This is a genomic window from Parabacteroides sp. AF48-14, assembly GCF_003477465.1.
Classification (GTDB): domain Bacteria; phylum Bacteroidota; class Bacteroidia; order Bacteroidales; family Tannerellaceae; genus Parabacteroides; species Parabacteroides acidifaciens.
The window spans coordinates 1-20,937 of the sequence record NZ_QUDI01000063.1; the positions used below are offsets into that span (position 1 = coordinate 1).

A 20,937-nucleotide genomic window follows, 5' to 3' on the forward strand; every position below is an offset into this window, starting at 1 on the left:
AAAAAAATCATTTTTGAAGGCTTCGGAACTTCCCGACAATGCAAAAAAATCATTTTCTGAGACGTCGGAACTTTCCGAAAGCTCAAAAAATCATTTTCAAGACGTCGGAACTTCCCGAAAGCCTCAAAAAGCATTTTTGACGTTTTCCGGAAGTTCGGAAAATGATAAACAAAATAATTGATGATACAGAAAGATAAAACATACAACCTCGCGACCTTCTTCTGCCTCTACATCGCGCAGACGATCCCGATGAGCTTCTTTTCGACCGTCATCCCGGTGATGATGCGCCAGGAAAACTTTTCGTTATCGGCCATCGGGCTCTTGCAACTGATCAAGCTGCCCTGGATATTGAAGTTCCTCTGGTCGCCGATGATCGACCGTCATGCACTGACCACTGGAGATTATAAGCGATGGATATTTTCTTCCGAGTTAATCTACGCCGCATTGATCTTTGCCGTCGCTTTCCTCGATTTTCATACAGATTTTTACACGATCGTGGGCCTGATCATCATCTCGTTTATCGCCTCTGCGACACAGGATATTGCAACCGATGCATTAGCGGTGCTTTCGTTCAGCAAACAAGATAAAAGCATGGTCAACAGTATGCAGTCGATGGGAAGTTTCGGTGGCTCGATGCTCGGAGGCGGTGTGCTGCTACTGCTTTTCAAACAGATTGGATGGAACAGCCTGTTACCCTGCCTGGCACTGTTCGTTGTCGTCGCCCTCCTGCCGCTTGTCTTTAATAAAGGCATCCGGATCGAGCCGAAAGACAGCCATGAACGTGCTAAAAAAGCGGATGTATTCTACTTCTTTACCCGCCGGAACATCTGGAAACAGATCGGTTTCCTGTTCCTCTACTATTCGGGGCTGATCGGGACGTTAGCTATGCTGAAGCCCTGGCTTGTCGATCTGGGCTACGACATGAAAGAGATCGGGGTGATGAGCGGGTTGGTCGGAACGTTTGCCGGCTTTCTCGCATCTTTCGCCGGTGGGATGATCGTACGCCGGATCGGCCGGTTCCGTGCACGCATCTTATTCGCCGTGTTCGTGCTTGCGGCAACTCTCTATTTTCTCGGGCTGTCGTATGTGCATCCCACAACCGCATTACTCTACGGCGGGATCATTCTTCTCTGGGGAAGCTACGGGATGGCGACAATAGTGGTCTATACCACCGCAATGGACTGTGTACGCCCCGGACGCGAAGGGACGGATTTCACGATCCAGACAGTTATCACGCATCTTAGTGGTATGCTGATGGCGATCCTTAGCGGGAAAATAGCCGATCATACAGGTTATCACGGGCTCTTCTTCTTTGAAGCAAGCATCGCCCTGATTTCACTCATTTACATAGTAACGGTTTTTAAAAACGAAAAAAAATACGATATGAAACAAGAGATTATTGATAAATATAATGTACCGGTCCCACGATATACAAGCTATCCTCCAGCGAATTATTTCAAAGACAAGACCAATCAGAAGGATTATATAAAAGCGATCTGGCAGTCTAACAGCCAAAAGCCCGAGGCAATATCCTTTTATATCCATATTCCATTTTGTTTGAAGTTGTGCCATTATTGCGGATGCAATTCAATAGCTTGTCCCGAACCGGAAATCATAGATCGTTATATCGCTGCTTTACATAAGGAGATGGATATCATTATCCCCTTACTAAACCCAAAGCGCAAGATATCGCAAATTCATTACGGAGGAGGAACCCCCAATATAATTCCGGCTTACGAACTGGAAAGCTTGAACAGGCATCTGTTGGCACCGTTCGATACAATCGACAATCCGGAAATCGCAATTGAATGTCACCCGGGATGGATGGAAGAAAACGCGTGGATGAAACTGACAGAAGCCGGGTTCAACCGGGTCAGCATCGGTATACAGGATTTTAATAATAAAGTCCTGAAAGCTGTCCATCGCGAAGCTCCATTGATACCGATAGAAAAGGCAATAGCAACCTTCGCTCGGGCGGTGCACGGATCAATATGGACTTCCTCTACGGATTGCCCTACCAGACGGAAGCGAGCTTTGCCGAGACAATCGAAAAGGCTGTATCCTTGCAGCCGGACCGTATCGTCACTTTCTCTTACGCACATCTTCCGCAGATATTCAACCGCCAAAAGATGTTGGAGAAAGCCGGCTTGCCTTCCGCAGAAGAAAAAAGCCGAATGTTCGAAGCTGCCCGTAAGATTTTCCTCGAGGCAGACTATAAACAGATCGGGATGGATCACTTCGTCACAGGAGATGATGATCTCTATCAGGCGCTCGCCAAAGGACAACTGCACCGTAACTTCCAGGGATACTGCACCCGTCAGACGACCGGTCAAGTGTATGCCTTCGGCGTGTCGGGTATCAGCCAGCTCGGAACGGCCTATGCTCAAAACACAAAGGATATCATGGAATACATCGAAAAGGTCGAAGCCGGTGTCCTGCCTACCGTAAAATACTATCAATTAAACTGGGAAAAACAGATCACGCGTGAAGTTATCGAAGCGCTGATGTGCAATTACCATATCAAATGGGAGGATTTGTCCGAACGCCTGGCCTTCCCGATCGAAAAGATCAAGCAAGCGACAGCCTATGATGAGGCCCGCTTACAGGAATTTGCCGACGACGGTATTATCGAATACGACAACGACCAAATATGGGTAACGCCCGAGGGCAAACCGTTTGTCCGTAACGTGGCGGCTTCGCTTGACAAACTGATGCTGGATACAAATAAATCATTTTCTAAACCGATATAAATGGATACAGACATAGTAATCATCGGAGCCGGACTGACCGGGCTTACAACAGGCTTCTGGCTGTCACGTGCAGGGAAAGACCTGCAGATACTGGAATGTTCGGATCACGTAGGGGGACAAATTCATACCTTTCGTGAAGAAGGTTTCGTCTTTGAGAGCGGACCGAATACAGGAGTTGTCTCTTATCCCGAAGTGGCCGAATTGTTTGCCGCCTTGGCACCAGCCTGCACACTCGAAACAGCCCGCGAAGAATCCAAACGCCGCTTGATTTGGAAAGGAGACAGGTTTCACGCACTACCTTCCGGACTGTTCAGCGCCGTCACGACTCCGTTGTTTACGCTTGGCGACAAGTTTCGCATCCTCGGCGAGCCGTTTCGCGCCAAAGGGACTAATCCCGATGAGTCGGTCGGTGAACTGGCGGCGAGGCGCCTCGGCAAATCCTTCCTGCGCTACGCAGTCGACCCGTTCCTGTCAGGCGTGTATGCCGGCGACCCGTTGAAACTCGTCACCCGTTATGCGCTTCCGAAGCTATACAACCTGGAACAGGAATACGGCAGTTTTATACGCGGCTCGATCGCCAAAGCCCGACAGCCGAAAACCGAACGCGACCGCCTGGCCAGCAAAAAAGTATTCTCTGCCGTCGGAGGTCTGGACCGCCTGACAACTGCAATGGCCGATGCTATCGGGCACACACGCATCACACTTTCGGCTGCGGATGTCACCATTCGACCGTCTGCCGGCAAATGGCAAATCACCTACACGACAGCCGAGGGGCTGCAAACGCTCATAGCCAACAAAGTAATCACCACCACAGGAGCTTACACATTGCCAAGCCTTCTGCCATTCATCCCCAAAGAAAAAATGGAGCAGGTCAGCAACCTGCATTATGCGCCGGTCGTACAGGCCAGCGTCGGCTTCCGTAATACCGGAGGACTGCGGTTTGAGCCTTCGGAGGCTTGGTTCCTTCCTGTGAGAAAAAGGATGTGCTCGGCATTCTTTTCCCTGCCGCCTGCTTTGCCGGACGGGCTCCGGAAGGAGGAGCCCTGTTCTCGTTCTTCATCGGAGGCGTAAAACATGCCAACCTGACCACCTGGCCGGAAGATGAGCTGGAAGCTCTTATAAGGCACGAACTTCATGCTATGCTGAAGTTTCCGGAAGAAGCCGGGCCGGATATGATCCGTATCTTCCGTCACGAACACGCCATTCCCCAATACGAACAGAACAGCGGCATCCGTTTCGCTACCATAGCCGAATTGGAAGCCAGCTATCCGGGCCTTATTCTGGCCGGTAATCTCAAAGGCGGCATCGGCATGGCCGACCGCATCCGCCAGGCAACGGAAATTGCAAATTATTTAACAAACAAGTAAACGATGATTAATCATGGAAGACAAAATAGTTGAAATTGCCCGATTCAATTATCCGGCAGACGCTCAAACCCTGATGGCACTACTCCGTTCGGAAGGTATAGAGTGTTATTTAAGAAATGAAATTACCAGCCAACTATATGCAGGCTATGTAGATGTCGGCGGTGCAAGGGTGGAGATCCTCGACAGTGATGTGCCCCGCGCACTGGAAGTCATGAAAGAAGGCGGTTATGAGATACCTTCCGAGAACGAACAAGGAGACGAGATCAAAAATGTTTCCGGATGGGCACGCCACATCCCTTTTCTCCGCCATCTTCCCCTCGAAAGGCAAATTATTGTTCTTTTTGCCATCATCGCCGTATTTCTGGCTCTCATCATTTATTTCGGTTCACTCGTATCATCTAATTAAACAAATGTAAACAATGGCACGCAAAAAGATTACAAATAGTCAGGCTGTATGTATAACGCTTTTATGGGGTATTCTTTGCTACATGCTGCTTGCATACAGCGAAAAGATAACATTCGACATTGTATTTGCCCTGGTAGCATCGGCTATCATTGTGTTTGTCCCTATCTATAAGAGCAGAAGACGTAAGAACGAATAACATTTGATTGCTTTTACCCGATTAAAATACCTAAATGATATTTTTTTCGCATTTTCTCTTTCAAATATTTGTTTGTGTAAATTTTTAGCTTACCTTTGCGAAGTCGTTGAAAAAACGGCATGCGGTTAACAATATGACATAACAAGTATAACATTCTAAAGAAAATCAGTCTTATGAAGGCAAGTGAAGTTTTAGACAACTTAAAGAGAAGATTCCCGAATGAACCGGAGTATCATCAGGCAGTTTCAGAAGTATTAGGAACAATCGAAGAGGCTTATAACGAGCATCCAGAATTCGAGAAGAGCAATCTGATCGAACGTCTTTGTATCCCCGATCGTATTTTCTCTTTCCGCGTAACCTGGATGGACGATAAAGGCCAGATCCAAGTAAATATGGGATACCGTATCCAGCATAACAATGCTATCGGCCCGTACAAAGGCGGTATCCGTTTCCATGCTTCCGTAAACCAGTCAATTCTTAAGTTCTTGGCCTTCGAGCAGACTTTCAAAAACTCACTGACTACATTACCGATGGGTGGCGGTAAAGGAGGTTCCGACTTCAGCCCGCGCGGTAAGTCAAATGCAGAAATCATGCGTTTCTGCCAGGCGTTCGTACTGGAACTGTGGCGCCACATCGGTCCGGATACCGACGTTCCGGCAGGCGATATAGGTGTCGGCGGACGTGAAGTTGCCTATATGTACGGCATGTACAAGAAGCTGGCTCGCGAAAATACAGGTACATTCACAGGAAAAGGCATCGAATTCGGCGGTTCACTGATCCGTCCGGAAGCAACAGGCTACGGTAACGTTTACTTCCTGCTACAGATGCTGAAGACTAAAGGTATCGACATTAAAGGTAAAGTTGTAGCCGTTTCCGGTTCCGGTAATGTGGCTCAATATACAGTAGAAAAGCTGATCAGCCTCGGCGCCAAAGTGGTGACGATGTCCGACTCTGACGGTTACATCTATGATCCGGACGGCATCGACCGTGCAAAGCTGGACTACATCATGGAATTAAAGAACCTCTACCGCGGACGTATCCGTGAATATGCCGAACAATACGGCTGCAAATATGTAGCTGGCGCTCGTCCCTGGGGAGAAAAATGCGATATTGCAATGCCGAGTGCAACCCAGAACGAATTGAACGGCGAAGAAGCAAAGACATTGCTTGCCAACGGCTGTTTCGCTGTATCAGAAGGTGCTAATATGCCTTCAACCCCGGAAGCAATCGATGCATTCCTGGAAGCTAAGATCCTCTACGCTCCGGGTAAAGCGGCAAATGCCGGCGGTGTATCTGTTTCCGGTCTGGAAATGACACAGAATGCTCAGAAACTGAGCTGGAGCAGCGAAGAAGTAGACCAGAAGTTGCAGAGCATCATGGAAAGCATCCACACACAATGCGTAAAATACGGCAAACAAGCCGATGGTTACGTAAACTATGTGAAAGGTGCAAACGTAGCCGGCTTCATGAAAGTTGCCAAAGCAATGATGGCACAGGGCATTCTTTAATTGAAAATTGAAAATGGAGAATTGAGAATTAGTTTGATTCGATATTTGAAGTAAATAGGGATTAATGATTATTGAATAAGGGGAGAAGAGCTGGAAACAGATGCTTCTCCCTTTTTTATTGTCCGGATTCTCTCTTTATTTTCAATTGTTTTACTACTTTAGTGCCGAAAATAGAAAGACATGATAACGGAAGAATTAAAACAACTCTACCAGGCACACACCGGCTCGCAGCCAACCGATATAACCGAACTATCTTCTTCCGGCTCCAACCGCCGGTACTTCAGATTGTCGGGTCCTGTCTCACTGATAGGCGTAAGCGGCACTTCAACGGACGAAAATAAAGCCTTTATTTATATGGCAAAACATTTTAGGGAAGAAGGGCTTCCCGTCCCCGAAGTGTACAACTGGTCTGAAGACCAGTCCTTTTACCTACAGGAAGATTTAGGTGACACACTGCTTTTCAACGCGATTGAGAAGGGACGTAAAAGCTGTTTCTTCGACGAGTCCGAACGGAACTTGCTGCACAAAACGATCACGCTCCTGCCTGCTCTCCAGTTTAAAGGAGCAAAAGACTTCGATTTCAGCCAGTGTTATCCGCAACCGGAATTCAATAAACGTTCCATCCTCTGGGATTTGAACTATTTCAAATATTGCTTCCTGAAAGCGACCGGAATGGAGTTCCAGGAAGATCGCTTGGAAGATGATTTCCAAAAGATGAGCGCTGTTCTGCTGCAAGATTGCACTCCGACATTCATGTACCGTGACTTCCAGTCGCGCAACGTGATGGTAAAAGACGGTGAGCCCTGGTTTATCGACTTCCAGGGAGGCCGCAAGGGACCGATCTATTATGATGTCGCCTCCTTTCTCTGGCAGGCAAAAGCAAAATATCCGGCCGAATTGCGACAAGAGCTGATTGCTGATTACCTGCAAGCCTTACAGCAATACACAAAGGTGGACGAAAAGCATTTCTTCTGCCAGTTGCGTCATTTTGTTCTTTTCAGAACCTTGCAAGTATTAGGCGCTTACGGTTTCCGGGGGTATTTCGAGAAGAAGCCCCACTTTATCCAAAGCGTGCCTTTTGCAATCGATAACCTTCGCCAGCTTCTAAAAGAAGATTATCCCGAATATCCTTACTTATGCGCAGTGCTCCGGGAATTGACTAATTTGTCCCAGTTCTACGATGACATACAGAAGCATACACTTAAGGTAAAGATCGTCAGCTTTGCCTATAAAAAGGGCATTCCCAACGATCCGAGTGGCAATGGAGGCGGGTTCGTGTTCGACTGCCGCGCCATCAACAATCCCGGCAAGTATGAACGTTATAACCATTTCACCGGGCTGGACGAACCGGTCATCCGCTTCCTTGAAGAAGACGGAGAGATCACGAAGTTCCTGGAACATGCCTACGAAATTGTGGATGCCTCCGTCAAACGCTATATGGACCGCGGATTCACAAACCTGATGATCTGCTTCGGTTGCACAGGCGGCCAGCATCGTTCGGTCTATTCGGCCCAGCACATGGCCGAACACATTCACTCGAAGTTCGGAGTCCGGGTAGACCTTGTGCACAGAGAACAAAATATTGAACAACTCTTTAACGCTACATTATGAAAGCTATGATTTTCGCCGCCGGTTTAGGAACACGTCTCAAACCGCTGACCGACAACACTCCGAAAGCATTAATTCCCATCAACGGAAAACCAATGCTCGAACATGTGATTCTTAAATTAAAAGACGCAGGTTTCCACCAAATCGCCATTAACATACACCATCTGGGTGACCAGATCATCGACTTTCTGGCGGCTAACAACAATTTCGGCGTCCAGATCTACTTATCCGACGAACGGGATTACCTGCTCGATACCGGCGGAGGAATCAAACACGCCGCCGCATTCCTGCAAGGAAACGAGTCGTTCCTGATACACAATGTAGATATCATGTCCAATATCGACCTGCGTGCACTCTATAACCATCATTTGGAGATGAACCCGCTGGCGACATTACTGGTCAGTAAACGCAACACCTCCCGTTATCTGCTTTTCAATAAAGAAAACAAATTATGCGGTTGGCGCAATCGTGACACAGGTGAGGTCAAATCTTTCTATCCGGACTTCGACCCGAATCAATACAACGAATATGCGTTCAGCGGCATACATGTCTTGTCGCCCAAAATATTCGACTGGATGGAAGAATGGACCGGGAAGTTCTCTATCATCAACTTCTACCTGTCCATCTGTGCCAAAACAAATATCCATGCCTATGCGGACGACAATCTTCGCTTGCTCGACGTAGGAAAAGCGGAAACATTAGCTGCTGCAGAAAAATGGATGAAGGATTATTCTATTTAAACGACATCATCATGGCAGACAACTATTTGGAAAAGAAATACGAAGAGCTACAATCCCGCAAATCGGCCGGGACACGTGCAAGCAGCAGCAAGAAAACAGCGGCTATCCATAAAACCAGAAGAGTCTTTGTGACAGGAGGTGCCGAGGGGATCGGCAAAGCGATTGTAAAAGCATTCCGCTCCGCCGGCCACCGCGTGGCGTTCTGCGACCGGAATGAGGCGGCGGGAAAGGATACGGCATTAAAGACCGGAACCTCTTTTTTCCATGCTGATGTCAGCGATAAAGAAGCACTGGAAAACTGTATGCAGCAGATATTCCAGGAATGGGGAGACATCGACATCCTGATCAATAATGCAGGCATCAGTCAGTTTTCTCCCATTACGGAAACCGGCGTGGACGACTTCGACCACATCCTGTCCGTCAATCTGCGCCCGGTTTTCATCACCTCCCGCCAGCTTGCCATCCATCGCCAGTCACAAACGACACCCAATCCGTTCGGCAGGATTGTCAACATCTGCTCTACACGTTACTTGATGAGCGAACCCGGCAGTGAAGGATATGCGGCATCCAAAGGCGGCATCTATTCACTGACACACGCCCTCTCGCTCTCGCTTGCCCAATGGCATATCACCGTCAATTCCATCGCACCGGGCTGGATACAAACACATGACTACGAACAGCTTCGGCCGGAAGACCACAGCCAACATCCTTCCGGACGGGTCGGGAAACCGGAAGACATCGCCCGTATGTGCGTATTCCTTTGTCAGGAAGAGAACGACTTCATCAACGGAGAAAACATTACGATTGACGGAGGGATGACGAAGAAAATGATTTATATAGAATAATTAAACAAATCTGTTAACCCATAAGACATGGAAGAAGAACTGAACTTCTCTGAAGTACCGCTGGGATACTCGGTATGCTTAAATCAACAATGTCCAAAAGCCGACACATGCCTCCGCCGCCAGGCGGAGATCAACATGCCGGACAGCGTTACCCACTGGAGTTTTATCTCCCTCAAACATCTGGCCGCCATAGAAGGCGAATGCCGCTACTATCGTCCTTGCCAAAAAATCCGCCTTGCGAAGGGATTCATCGGTATCCTAAACAAATTGCCCCACAAGCAAATGTTAGAAATTGTCGGCCGACTGATATATTCTTTCAAGCGCAGGACTTATTACCGTGTACGCAAAGGAGAACGTCCCTTGTCTCCTGACGAACAGCAAATCGTCAGAGACATTCTCAAAAAACATGGAGTGAACGAACCCTGGGAGTTCGATAGTTATTACGACAGCTACGACTGGTAATCCTTGTGCCATCAGCTTGGCACAGTTATGCCACCCCTATGGCACAGCCGTGCCAAGCCTGTGGAACTGTTATGCCAAGTCTGTGGCACAAACGACAAACAGTTAGAATTCCGCCAGCTTCTCCACTTCTATCATCCGGCCGGATACAGGATGCCGGAAAGCCAGATATTCAGCATGCAGATAAAGCCTTTCAGCCCTCTTGCCATACAACTCGTCGCCGACAATCGGGGCATCCAGCCCGAGGGGATGAGCGGCATGGACACGCAATTGATGGGTACGCCCGGTCTGCGGGAAAAACAAGACACGGGATCGATGCGCCTCGCATGTCAACGTTTCGAATAAGGTTACAGCCGGCTTCCCGCTTACTTCATCCACAACCTGCCGCGGACGGTCTTCCGGATCAGGACGAAGAGGCAGGGCGATCAGACCTTCTCTCCGCTTGACAAGGCCATCAAGCAGGGCGACATAACGCTTCCTCACCGTCCGGTTCTTGAATTGCGCCTGCAGGTTTTGATGTACCTCTTTTGTTTTGGCGATAAGCAAGAGACCGGAAGTTGCCATATCCAGCCGATGCACAATCATTGGGCCGGTCGCCTCCGGATAGATTCTTCGAACGCGTTGGTAGACGGAATCGACATCCAGTTTTCCCGGGACCGAGAGCATCCCGGCAGGTTTATTCACGACCAACAGCCATTCATCTTCGTAAAGAATCTCAAGCTCCGTATCCCGATGGGAATCGTTTTGCAGCGGATTATCCTCCACTTGCAACCCTTGTAACATATGTCTCAGGATCGGTTCGCATTTGCCTTTGCAGGCAGGATAATAATAACCGTGCCGGCGAATCTCGTTCTTCGGAGAATCTCCCCACCAAAACTCCGCCATTGCTACAGGCTGCAAGCCGCTCCGATAGGCGTATTGCAAAAGTTTCGGCGCAGCACATTCGCCCGCTCCGGCCGGGGGCACCTTTTGGGCGGTGTCTTGAAAGATATCACACAAATCGCGTTTCCTGCCACAGGCATCCAGCATTTGAAACTGTTTGAACAAGCGCTGCTGAAGGGCCGCCGAGCGGATTTTGCGTTCTGTCCGCAACCGTTCTATCTCTGTTTCGAAAGCTTCTATTTCAGCTTGCAGGGAGAGAAGGCGTGTGTTCCAATGCTGCTTCAGCCGCTTCAGTTCGGCTTTCTGGAACTGGCTCTCGCGCGTCAGGATTTCAAGTGTAGCATCGTCCGGATGTTCCTGTCGCAGTCGCTCACGCTGTTCCTTCGCTTCTTTCATCTGCTTCTTCATCTCATCCTGTTCCTGCCGGGCAAGAAGGGTTTCTGCGGACAACCGTTGCCTGTATTCCGCATACAGCGCGTCCTCCTGCAATTGTCCGATCCGTTTGTTGATAGCCGATATTTGTTCCTCCTCAATCTCGAAGAATCCGCCCGGCTCCTGCACGTCGTAGACGGGAGGGACAAAGTAAACATGCTGGTTCTTTCCCGCCAAAATTCCTGAGAAAGCAGCAAGAAAACCGACCTCTCCCCTACTTGTCCGGACAACTAAAACGCCGAACATCTTTCCTTTCCGCAATTCCTCCTGCCAAACATCGACAGACATGAGATAACGTTGCACCTCTCCCGCCGCCATCACACAAAGGGGATGCGGTGTATAGTGGAACGGATAAGTGAACTTGTCCGGCAACGGGATTCGGGCGGCGGCACCTGCAAAAGAGTGAAGTTTGTCCATGCTGTTTCTACAATCTAAACATTTTACAAGGCAAAAGTAAAGGAAATTTTTGGACAGGTCTGATTAATCCATTAGTTTTGTAACCAATCAATTTTAGACCAATCAAATAAAGTGTTTTAACAGACCATGAACAAACTTCTTATCGCCTTATTAGGCACAGTTCTTTTTACAGGAACAAGCGTTGCGCAGCAGCAAACGTATTTCACCAATCCCGTCATCCACGGAGATGTAGCCGACCCGTCTATCCTACGGATCAACGACACCTATTACGCAACCGGAACATCCTCCGAATGGGCGCCCTATTACCCGGTCTTCACCTCTACGGACCTGGTCAACTGGAAACAAACCGGACATATATTTACGGAACAGCCGGAATGGACCAAGTCGTCGTTCTGGGCACCCGAATTGTTCTACTACAAAGGGAAAGTCTACGTCTATTATACGGCACGCATGAAATCGAACAACACCTCCTATATCGGAGTAGCCGTTGCCGACTCTCCCACCGGTAAATTCAAGGATCACGGGCCGGTTGTGGAGTTCGAGAAGGAAGCGATAGACGCTTTTGTAATGGAAGACAAGGGGGAACTGTACATCACTTGGAAAGCATACGGACTGGATAACCGTCCCATCGAGCTGCTGGCCAGTAAACTGACACCGGACGGACTAAAGTTAGCGGGTAAACCGTTCAGCCTGCTTCGTGACGACGAGAGACGGGGAATGGAAGGGCAACAATGGTTCAAGAAAGACGGCTATTATTACCTGATCTATGCCATCAACGGCTGTTGCGGTCCGGGCAGTGATTATGCAGTCGCAGTCGCCCGTTCCCGCAAACTCGAAGGACCGTATGAAAAATACGAGGGAAATCCGATCCTGCATGGAAGCCGGGATATCCTTTCCATCGGTCACGGCACGATAACGACGACTCCCGACGGGCGGATGTTCTATCTCTGCCACGCTTACTTGCCTAACAGCGGTTTCTATCAGGGACGCCAGCCCCATTTACAGGAACTACGGTTCGGGGAAGACAACTGGCCTCATTTCGTAACCGGGGAATATGCAAGCCTGGTGCAGCCGATGCCTTTCACGGACTGCGTACAAGAACCTGTTGCCGACTTCTTCGATGATTTCAGCGGTTCAAACCTTCGTCCGGAATGGAGCTGGAATTATCCGTATGCCGAAGTAAAGGCCGAAGTAAAAGCAGGCAGGTTACAGTTAAGCGGTTCTCCGAAAGAGGAATCCAAGAGTGGTGAAGCCCTCTGCCTCCGTCCGGCAAGTTCCGATTACATGTTGGAAACGGGTATCTCAAACCAGAACGGCAGTTGGAAAGGGATCACCATGTATGGCGACAACAGTTGTTATCTCGCTTTCGGAAGCATCGGCGACCGTTTACAGCTAAAGGTTATACGCGATGGGAAAGAACAGCAGTTGGCAGACTTGCCGCTTCCCAGCCCGGCCTTGCATCTTCGTATGCAGGTGAAAGAAGGCCTCCCCTTCCTGTTCGCATGGAGCAAGGACGGCAAGAGCTGGAATAGCCTCAAACATGGTTTATCGGAAGAAACGATACGTTCCCTTATCCGCTGGGACCGCGTGGCCCGTCCGGGACTCTATCACGAAGGGGATGAAAATGCACCTGCCGTATTCGAATATTGTTCTTTATCCTATCAATAAAGAATTAGAAAACGGCATTTGCCAGGTTTCTCAGAATATCTTCATAGGGGGCGATGGATGACTTACGCAAAAGGACACCATCCTCCCCATGCATATTTCCCCGAACAGGCAAGCACAGGCTCAGGCAAGGGATTCCCGGCATATCCGAACCACTCCCTTTACTGTATTCCCAAGTCTCATCGGGTTCTGCTTCATGAACAAATACACATGGAGTATTACTTGCCTGAAGCAATCCGACAATATGATAGCCGGTCAATATATCAAATCCTCGGTCATTCTCAATGGAGAAAGCTGCTTCATCCTCCCATCCTTCATTCGTAACATCAAGAACGATAGCTCTGTCTATCCGGCATTCCATCCGGTTCAACGTCTGTATGATCTCGACAGCTCCCGCCGAATCTTTTTCTTCATCCCCAGTGAAAGCAATTAGAACAGATGTATCCAGTTCCCCCCGCAACATCAAGTCGACAACAGCAGCATTAGTCGCACTATTGTCAAATGTGCCTTTCCAACAAATATCGGATTCATCCTTAGCAAAACAATTTATATAAACGCAATCAACATGGGATGAAATAAGAGCCCGGTAAGCATCGCCCTCTCCCACCGGTTTTCCATACAACAAGGACAAATTTCCTTCCTCCAGCAATTCATAACCTGAGTTATTCAATAATGACTTTATTTCCTGTATCCTGTCTTTCCTTAGAAACCGCACTCCGTCATCCTTACAATCCACCGTCAACCGGTTCAACAATTCTGCATATTCCATGTGTTCCTCCTTATTATAAACTACATTAAGATTGTACACTTCCTCTTTTTCTGAACTCCGATGGACTGCAGCCTCTGTATTTCTTAAACAACTTATTCAGGTGACTTTCATCGGTAAATCCTAATTCGGTAACGATTTCATTGATCCTCATTTCACTATGCAATAATCTGTTTTCCACCATTTTCAGTTTATAGTCCAAAATATATTGTTGCATTGTCTCATTCGTATGCTTTTTGAAATAGCGTCCCAGATAGTTTGACGAAATACCAAAATGCTGGCTAATGGCTTTTGCTTTAATCTTATCGGACCGATAGATATTGGTTTGAATATATTGTAAAATATCGAGTGACCTTTCTTCCGAACGTTCGTCCAGTCGCTCCGGTAAAAACAGGGCGATATTGCGGGCTACAACTATAATTATCATATTGATCAACTGGGTAATTATCTCTTTGCTATAAAGTCCCCGGTTGAGATATCCACGGATGATGGCTTCAATCATAGGCTTTACCAACAACTTATCGGTCTTATTCCTTAATATGCATCCCGGCTGATGATTGGCATGTTGCAGAATAAACTCCAACCTCTGTATATTATCCGCCCCAAAAACCGCCGAATGAATATAGATGTCATTAAACTTGATATTAATGAACTTAGTCATTGTATGAATCTCAAAAGAATGGGAATCTCCCGGCGTAATCATAAATAAATGGCCATCATGGTAAGCGAACTTGCTATTGTTAATCCATTGAATACCTGTCCCGGACAAGATATAGACCAATTCAAAAAAAGTATGATCGTGCACCTTCAGGAGAGAACCGTCAAGTTCACTAAAACTGATCTCAAACGGCTGATGCAGATTTTCTCTTTCCATACGGCAAATATATGACACAAAAGCGAATATGTACATATATAACGAAAAATAATACCTGCAACTTTTCAGAAACAAGGCATATCTTTGTCATAAAGATTATGAATTACTCCCGAATGAAGTATCAACAATATAAACGGAATGCTTATGAAAACAGAAATGGACAAATGCTTGGCAGGCGAATGGTACGATTGTCATGATAAGATCTTTCTTGAGCTCAAGGGAAAGACGACTCAATTACTCATGAAATACAACTCGCTACCTTATGAAAGCCGGGAAGAAAAGTATGCAATACTGAAAGAGATGTTCGGCAGTATAGGTACAAAAGTATCTGTCGGTCATTCGTTTATTTGTGATTACGGTTGTAATATCCACATCGGAAACAATGTCACGGTCAATACGGGATGTACCTTTGTCGATTGTAATAAAATCACAATCGGCAACAACGTCCTGATAGCCCCGAATGTACAAATTTATACAGCGACACACCCCATCGAGCTACATGAACGGCTTACCCCGGTTGAAACTCCACAAGGCCATGAATATATCCGTCACACATTCGCCCTTCCGGTTACAATCGAAGAGGGTTGCTGGATCGGTGGCGGAGTCGTTATCTTACCTGGAATCACAATCGGGAAAGGCTGTGTAATCGGCGCAGGTAGTGTTGTAACCAAAAACATCCCCGCTAATTGTTTAGCCGTCGGAAATCCATGCAGGGTGATCCGCGAAATAAATGGAAGCAATAAGAATGATTAAATTAGTGGCATTTGACTTGGACGGCACGATTGGAGATACAATTCCTGTCTGTATAAAAGCATTTAAAATGGCAGTAGAACCATATACGGAACACGAACTGTCAGAAGAAGATATCATACAGACCTCGGATTGAACGAAGAAGGTATGATTAAGCAAATAATTGCTAATGACAACCGGACTGTAGCGTTACATGATTTTTATGCAATTTACAAAGATATACACAGGCTGTGCCCCCATCCCTTTCCTGGTATAAAGGAATTGATAAAAGAGTTGAAAGACAAGTCTATCCTTGTTGCTCTTATTACCGGAAAAGGAACAAAAAGTTGCGATATTACATTACAACAGTTCGAGATGGAAGACTTTTTTGACAAAATAGAAACTGGCTCTCCCGAAAAGAACAGGAAAGCAGAGGCCATTAAAGAGCTATTAGCCTGCTATAAATTGGCTCCAAATGAAATGGTTTATGTCGGCGATGCTCTTTCCGATATTACAGAATGCGACAAAGCCAGAATAAAATGTCTATCCGCAGCATGGGGAGTCTCTTCAACAACAGCCGAACTATTAAACGAACGCAACCGTGAAAGCGTTTTTTATTCAATCGAATCACTACGAGACTTCCTGTTCATGCATGAGAGCCCAAAAGAAGTTAACAAACAGGTTTCTAAACTTGGAAGGGAAAGCTGAATTTGTTTAGATTTGCAGAAAAGAACAGAACGAGTATGCCATCGACCCGCATCCGACAAGAACAAGAGATTGTCGAGCAAATGATTCGTCTCTATTGCCGTCAGAAAGAGGGGCACAGAGAATTATGTCCGGACTGCATAGAGCTTTTACAATATGCTCATGCCCGACTCGCACGTTGTCCTTTCGGAGAAAAGAAAACGACATGCCGGATATGTCCCGTTCATTGCTACAAACCGGATATGCGGAAGAAGATGCAGGAGGTGATGCGTTTTGCTGGTCCCAGGATGATTTTGTATCATCCTGTAGCCGCCATCCGGCATTTAGTTCAAGAGTTTTTCCATCAATAGAAACCCTTTATCATTCAAAATCCATGCAAGTAAAAATAGACTGGTCAACAATTAATCCTGATGAATCGGAAAAGTTAAAAGACGAATTGGCTGAAGTGTGGGAAGCCTCTGTGCGCAGCACGCATCATTTCCTCACGGAAAAAGACATTCTCTTCTATAAACCGCTGGTCCGGAATGAGTATATCCCGGCAGTAGAGTTATACGTCATCCGAAACGAACAAAACCGGATAACGGCTTTTATGGGATTAAGTGAAGAGCTGATCGAAATGCTTTTCGTACACCCCGAAGAACAGGGGAAAGGATATGGTAAACAGCTAATCGAATTTGCTGTTTACAACAAACATATCTTCAAAGTTGACGTCAACGAGCAAAATGAGAAGGCAACGTCTTTCTACTTGAACAGAGGATTTAAAATTATCGGTAGAGATGAAACCGATCCAAGCGGGAATCCTTTTCCGATCCTGCATCTCTCACTAAAAGAGATAGAATTGAAAAGCACTGATGAAGGCATAAGTATCCGACAAATCATTTCCAGCAAAAAGGACTTCCTGGATCTTTTGCTATTGGCAGATGAACAGGAGTCAATGATAGACCGCTACCTGGAACGGGGAGAAATGTTTGCACTTTACGACAAGAATATCCTAAGAACAACTTGTGTCGTCACTGATGAAGGTGATGGTATCTCCGAACTCAAGAGTCTTGCGACTTACCCGCAATATCAAAGACAGGGATACGGGAAAAGATTAGTCCTGTTCCTGTTCGAACACTACCGGGGCAGGCAGCACACAATGTTCGTCGGCACAGGCGACAGCCCGCTGACTGTCCCTTTCTATGAGGATTGCGGTTTCACCTATTCCCACCGTGTCAAAAACTTTTTTACGGACAACTACGACCATCCGATCTTCGATGAAGGCAGGCAGTTGGTGGATATGATTTATTTCCGAAAAGAACTCACCGGTAACAAACTGGTAACAAAACCGGATACAAAATAGGGAATGTATAGTTGAATGTGATCAAACAAAAAAGGCCGATAGTCAAACTATCAGCCTTTTTTTGTGGAGATGGAGAGATTCGAACTCTCGTCCAAACGAGGAACTAATCTGCTTTCTACATGTTTATCTTCGCCTTCGATTGTCGGGAACAAGCAAGACCGAAGCCACCCACTTGAACCTTATCCTCTAAAGTTTCGCTTGAAGTCCGAGGCTTCCTTCAAACTATCTCCGATATTGCTGCACCACCTGATCGGAACGCTTCGGAGCCACAGCATCCGGGTGATGTCACGTCCCCGCAACTTTTGCAGGGATTAAGCTTGAATCTACTATACTTCGATTAAGCAGCGAGAGCGTAATTGTTTTCGCCAGTTAATTGTTCGCCGTCTGAGATTAAAGTGCAAGCCGACCACGCACTACATGCTTACAAACCACTTCTACCCGCTGTCAAAACCGGTCATCCCCATGATTTGTGAGTACAAAGATACGAAAAATCGGGGATCTTTGTACTCTATTTTAGCTTTTTTATTCTATTACGCCGATCTCACGGAACCAGTCTTCGGCCCGGTCCGGCCATTCATTGACAGAAGCTCCGGTATCTCTCAATCCGTAACCATGTCCGCCTTTGCTATATAAATGCATCCATGCCGGAACACCAGCTTCTTTCAACGCATAGTAATAGAAAAGGCTGCTGTTGATATATGATTTATCGTCTTCCGCCTGAATCAGCATGGTAGGAGGAGTAGCAGAAGATACTTTAACTTCCGGAGCCAATTGGAAATTCTCTCCATCGAGATATGCCGGATAAACCAACAAGCAGAAATCAGGACGGCAACTAACCTTATCGGCGGCATCCACTGCCGGGTAAGTACGTTTTTCGAAATTATTGCTTGCCATTGCAGAAAGATGTCCACCGGCAGAGAATCCCATTACACCGATACGCTGCGGATCCAGGTTCATCTCTTCTGCATGGGCGCGAACATATCCGATAGCGCGCTGCACATCCTGAAGAGGCGCCTCATGCTTTGCCCGTCCTTCCCGGCGAGGCACACGGTATTTCAAAAGAACTGCTGTAACACCCAGATTATTCAACCACTCACAAACCTCGTCGCCTTCCAGGTCATAAGCCAGGATATTATATCCGCCACCAGGACATACGACCATAGCAGCACCGGTTGCCACTTCATCCGGAGCCGGATAAACGGTAATTGTCGGTTCACTTACATTCGTTATTCGAAGCACGGTTTCGCCTCCGGTTTTACCACCGTCAGTGTCAGCCTTTTCGATCAGCTTGGTTGTTTCGCCCGGCGCACCTTTCGGGAATAACAATATAGGGTTATTTTGTGCCATAGCTGTACCCATTATACAACTTACCCCAACCAGCAGGAATTTCCATTTTCTCATCATAACACATACAGTTTAAAGAATTTATACGAATCATATTGTTTGAGGGAAATTAGGGCTATAAAGCATCGTCGTCTCCCGCACAACCAGTTTTCCATCTTTTACAAAATCTTCACCGCGCTCAGCCAGATGCTCAACCATCGCCTGGCGCATTTCTTTCAACCGGGCTGCATAAGCAGGCTTACCGGAACACTCCACCAGCTCTTTCGGATCCTTCTGAAGATCAAACAACTGTTCTTTTCCCGTATGGAAGTTCCAGACGTATTTGATCTTACCATCGGTCAATGCGCACCAATAGTTATCCGGACTATAACAGGTAGCATGTTCCATATCCAGATACTTACGCCATCCGCCTTGTTGCCCCTGAACCAGTTTCAACAAAGATACACCGTCCATATCGGGAGGAACAGCCCCTCCTGCCAACTCGATAAAGGTAGGCAAAAAATCACGAAGTTCTACAGGTTGTTCGATTTTTGCTCCGGCAGGCACCTCTTTAGATATACCGGCAGGCCATTTCACAATATAAGGGACATGGACCGAACCTTCGTAAGGATATGTTTTCCGCCAATGATAATGATCGCCAAGCATATCCCCATGGTCGGCAGTAAAACAGATAATAGCATTGTCGTACATTCCTTTTTTCTTCAACGCTGTTATAACCTCTCCTATCTGGTCATCTATAAAAGTGATATTGGCATAATAATGTCTGCGGGACTTAACGGCATAATCATCCCCGAAGTTACCAAACGGGGCATCGGGAGCCGCTTTCTCCGGATCCAGGCGCTCTGCATATTTTCCACACCAATCGCCAACTGAAGGCTTCGGAATATCGGCATCCTTATACATATCCAAATAACGTTTAGGAGGATCATAAGGACTATGAGGACGTGCAAAAGAGACTTTGAGGAAAAGAGGCTTGTCACTATTATAATTCTTAATTAGCTCACAAGCCGTTTGTCCGGTCCAAGCAGTCGGATGTAGATTTTCCGGCAGTTTATAGGTACCTGCTCCATGAGCATTCCAGCCTATACCTGTCAAATCCGGATTTTCTCCGGGTGCATGGAGCTGGAACCATTCCCGATAATCACTGATGAAGTCTTTGGATTCGACACGTCCGCTCTCGTCTATCAACGTTGCATGAAAACCATGAAGCGCCTTTTGTGGGAACCAGTGCATTTTACCTACACCGAACGTATAATATCCGAGGTTACGAAGCATCTGAGGCATTTCATACGTGTACTTTTCTGCAACCCGACCATATCCCAACATACCGTGATGCCAGGGAGACATACCCGTCAGCAAACCGGCACGGGCAGGCGTACTACTCGGCGAAGAAGAATATCCATTCACAAAAAGAGTTCCCTCTTTTGCCAATCTATCAATATTAGGAGATATTACTGCTGAATTACCCATACATCCCAATGCGTCCCCGCGATGCTGGTCAGTCATTATCAAGATAACATGCGGCTTTTGGGTTTGCTGGCATTCTTCTATGACTTCTTCTTCGGCATAGGTTTCCAACCCCAAGCCGGCAGTCATGAATAGTGACGATTTAAGAAACGTTCTTCTTTTCATTTCAAATGTTTTTCTGTATTTAGATTTAAGTAGCGAAGATAAATATCTTATTTGATAATCCCATCACGAATGCATTATTATTTATCAGACGATAAAGCCCTATAAACAGAAAAAGGAGTCAGTTCGTTTGAACTAACTCCTCTTCACTTCGCTTTCGCTTCTAAAACGGCGGCTATCTACTCTCCCACTTTTACGCAGTACCATCGACGTGGTTGGGCTTAACTTCTCTGTTCGGAATGGGAAGAGGTGGATCCCCAACGCTATAACCAC

Annotated in this window: 17 protein-coding genes, 1 rRNA gene, 1 other RNA gene and 5 pseudogenes; 17 read left to right on the forward strand and 7 right to left on the reverse strand. The window is 46.9% G+C overall.

Annotated features, from left to right (window positions below; all coding sequences use genetic code 11):
• From DW083_RS23205 to DW083_RS20350, 11 genes and pseudogenes are all read left to right on the forward strand, one after another.
• Positions 1-181 (forward strand): hypothetical protein (locus tag DW083_RS23205; RefSeq protein ID WP_233552319.1); only part of this gene is annotated, 181 nt, incomplete at its 5' end.
• Positions 181-1,377, forward strand: a pseudogene (locus DW083_RS20305) (MFS transporter); the annotation flags it as partial. The gene DW083_RS23205 and the pseudogene DW083_RS20305, both read left to right, overlap by 1 nt.
• Positions 1,378-1,383: 6 nt before the next feature.
• Positions 1,384-2,750: pseudogene (hemN, locus tag DW083_RS20310) on the forward strand (oxygen-independent coproporphyrinogen III oxidase).
• Positions 2,751-4,117: pseudogene (hemG, locus tag DW083_RS20315) on the forward strand (protoporphyrinogen oxidase). It begins immediately after the preceding pseudogene.
• A 13-nt stretch (positions 4,118-4,130) separates the two neighbouring features.
• Positions 4,131-4,523, forward strand: coding sequence for a DUF2007 domain-containing protein (locus tag DW083_RS20320; RefSeq protein WP_122333672.1), 393 nt, complete (start codon positions 4,131-4,133; stop codon positions 4,521-4,523).
• 13 nt (positions 4,524-4,536) lie between these two features.
• The gene (locus DW083_RS20325) at positions 4,537-4,719 is read left to right on the forward strand and encodes a hypothetical protein (RefSeq protein ID WP_115499614.1); all 183 of its coding nucleotides are present in this window, start codon (positions 4,537-4,539) and stop codon (positions 4,717-4,719) included.
• Positions 4,720-4,892: 173 nt separating this feature from the next.
• Entirely contained in the window at positions 4,893-6,227 is a 1,335-nt protein-coding gene (locus tag DW083_RS20330) for an NADP-specific glutamate dehydrogenase (protein ID WP_122333673.1), read from the forward strand.
• 180 nt (positions 6,228-6,407) lie between these two features.
• Positions 6,408-7,838 carry an RNase adapter RapZ gene (locus DW083_RS20335; protein ID WP_122333674.1) on the forward strand — a complete coding sequence of 477 codons (1,431 nt, stop codon included), beginning with the start codon at positions 6,408-6,410 and terminating at the stop codon, positions 7,836-7,838.
• Positions 7,835-8,575, forward strand: coding sequence for a nucleotidyltransferase family protein (locus DW083_RS20340; RefSeq protein WP_122333675.1), 741 nt, complete (start codon positions 7,835-7,837; stop codon positions 8,573-8,575). The genes DW083_RS20335 and DW083_RS20340 overlap by 4 nt, the downstream gene beginning before the upstream one ends.
• A gap of 11 nt (positions 8,576-8,586) precedes the next feature.
• Positions 8,587-9,420: an SDR family NAD(P)-dependent oxidoreductase gene (locus DW083_RS20345; RefSeq protein ID WP_115499628.1), complete on the forward strand. Its 834-nt coding sequence runs from the start codon at positions 8,587-8,589 to the stop codon at positions 9,418-9,420.
• A 27-nt stretch (positions 9,421-9,447) separates the two neighbouring features.
• Positions 9,448-9,882 (forward strand): DUF6078 family protein, encoded by a 435-nt coding sequence (locus DW083_RS20350; RefSeq protein ID WP_115499618.1) that lies wholly within the window; start codon positions 9,448-9,450, stop codon positions 9,880-9,882.
• Between the two features lie 102 nt (positions 9,883-9,984).
• Here the strand turns inward: DW083_RS20350 and DW083_RS20355 are convergent, their stop codons facing one another.
• Positions 9,985-11,610 (reverse strand): RluA family pseudouridine synthase, encoded by a 1,626-nt coding sequence (locus DW083_RS20355; protein WP_122333676.1) that lies wholly within the window; start codon positions 11,608-11,610, stop codon positions 9,985-9,987.
• Positions 11,611-11,736: 126 nt separating this feature from the next.
• On the opposite strand from DW083_RS20355, the gene DW083_RS20360 reads away from it, so the two are divergent.
• Positions 11,737-13,278 (forward strand): family 43 glycosylhydrolase, encoded by a 1,542-nt coding sequence (locus DW083_RS20360; protein ID WP_122333677.1) that lies wholly within the window; start codon positions 11,737-11,739, stop codon positions 13,276-13,278.
• Between the two features lie 4 nt (positions 13,279-13,282).
• Here DW083_RS20360 and DW083_RS20365 read toward each other — a convergent pair whose 3' ends face one another.
• Both DW083_RS20365 and DW083_RS20370 read right to left on the reverse strand, forming a co-directional pair.
• Complete coding sequence (locus tag DW083_RS20365; RefSeq protein WP_122333681.1) at positions 13,283-14,044, reverse strand: hypothetical protein; 762 nt, start codon at positions 14,042-14,044, stop codon at positions 13,283-13,285.
• Positions 14,045-14,069: 25 nt separating this feature from the next.
• Complete coding sequence (locus tag DW083_RS20370; protein ID WP_122333682.1) at positions 14,070-14,915, reverse strand: AraC family transcriptional regulator; 846 nt, start codon at positions 14,913-14,915, stop codon at positions 14,070-14,072.
• A 144-nt stretch (positions 14,916-15,059) separates the two neighbouring features.
• On the opposite strand from DW083_RS20370, the gene DW083_RS20375 reads away from it, so the two are divergent.
• The 5 genes and pseudogenes from DW083_RS20375 (at position 15,060) to DW083_RS23215 (ending at position 17,691) form a co-directional block, all read left to right on the forward strand.
• On the forward strand, positions 15,060-15,668 hold the full coding sequence (locus DW083_RS20375) for a sugar O-acetyltransferase (RefSeq protein WP_122333683.1): 609 nt from the start codon (positions 15,060-15,062) through the stop codon (positions 15,666-15,668).
• Positions 15,661-16,352, forward strand: a pseudogene (locus DW083_RS20380) (HAD family hydrolase). The gene DW083_RS20375 and the pseudogene DW083_RS20380 overlap by 8 nt, the downstream one beginning before the upstream one ends.
• Positions 16,353-16,387: 35 nt before the next feature.
• Positions 16,388-16,699 (forward strand): nitrous oxide-stimulated promoter family protein, encoded by a 312-nt coding sequence (locus tag DW083_RS20385; RefSeq protein WP_122333678.1) that lies wholly within the window; start codon positions 16,388-16,390, stop codon positions 16,697-16,699.
• 239 nt (positions 16,700-16,938) lie between these two features.
• Positions 16,939-17,067 (forward strand): annotated as a pseudogene (locus DW083_RS23705) (GNAT family N-acetyltransferase); the annotation flags it as partial.
• 141 nt (positions 17,068-17,208) lie between these two features.
• Complete coding sequence (locus DW083_RS23215; protein ID WP_233552320.1) at positions 17,209-17,691, forward strand: GNAT family N-acetyltransferase; 483 nt, start codon at positions 17,209-17,211, stop codon at positions 17,689-17,691.
• Positions 17,692-17,752: 61 nt separating this feature from the next.
• Here DW083_RS23215 and ssrA read toward each other — a convergent pair.
• From ssrA to rrf, 4 genes are all read right to left on the reverse strand, one after another.
• Positions 17,753-18,153, reverse strand: a transfer-messenger RNA (tmRNA) gene (ssrA, locus tag DW083_RS20395).
• Positions 18,154-18,213: 60 nt separating this feature from the next.
• A complete protein-coding gene (locus DW083_RS20400; protein WP_115499623.1) occupies positions 18,214-19,095 on the reverse strand; it encodes an alpha/beta hydrolase in 882 nt (293 codons plus the stop codon).
• Positions 19,096-19,125: 30 nt separating this feature from the next.
• A complete protein-coding gene (locus DW083_RS20405) occupies positions 19,126-20,631 on the reverse strand; it encodes an arylsulfatase (protein WP_370039490.1) in 1,506 nt (501 codons plus the stop codon).
• A gap of 199 nt (positions 20,632-20,830) precedes the next feature.
• A 5S ribosomal RNA gene (rrf, locus tag DW083_RS20410) occupies positions 20,831-20,937 on the reverse strand; the annotation flags it as partial.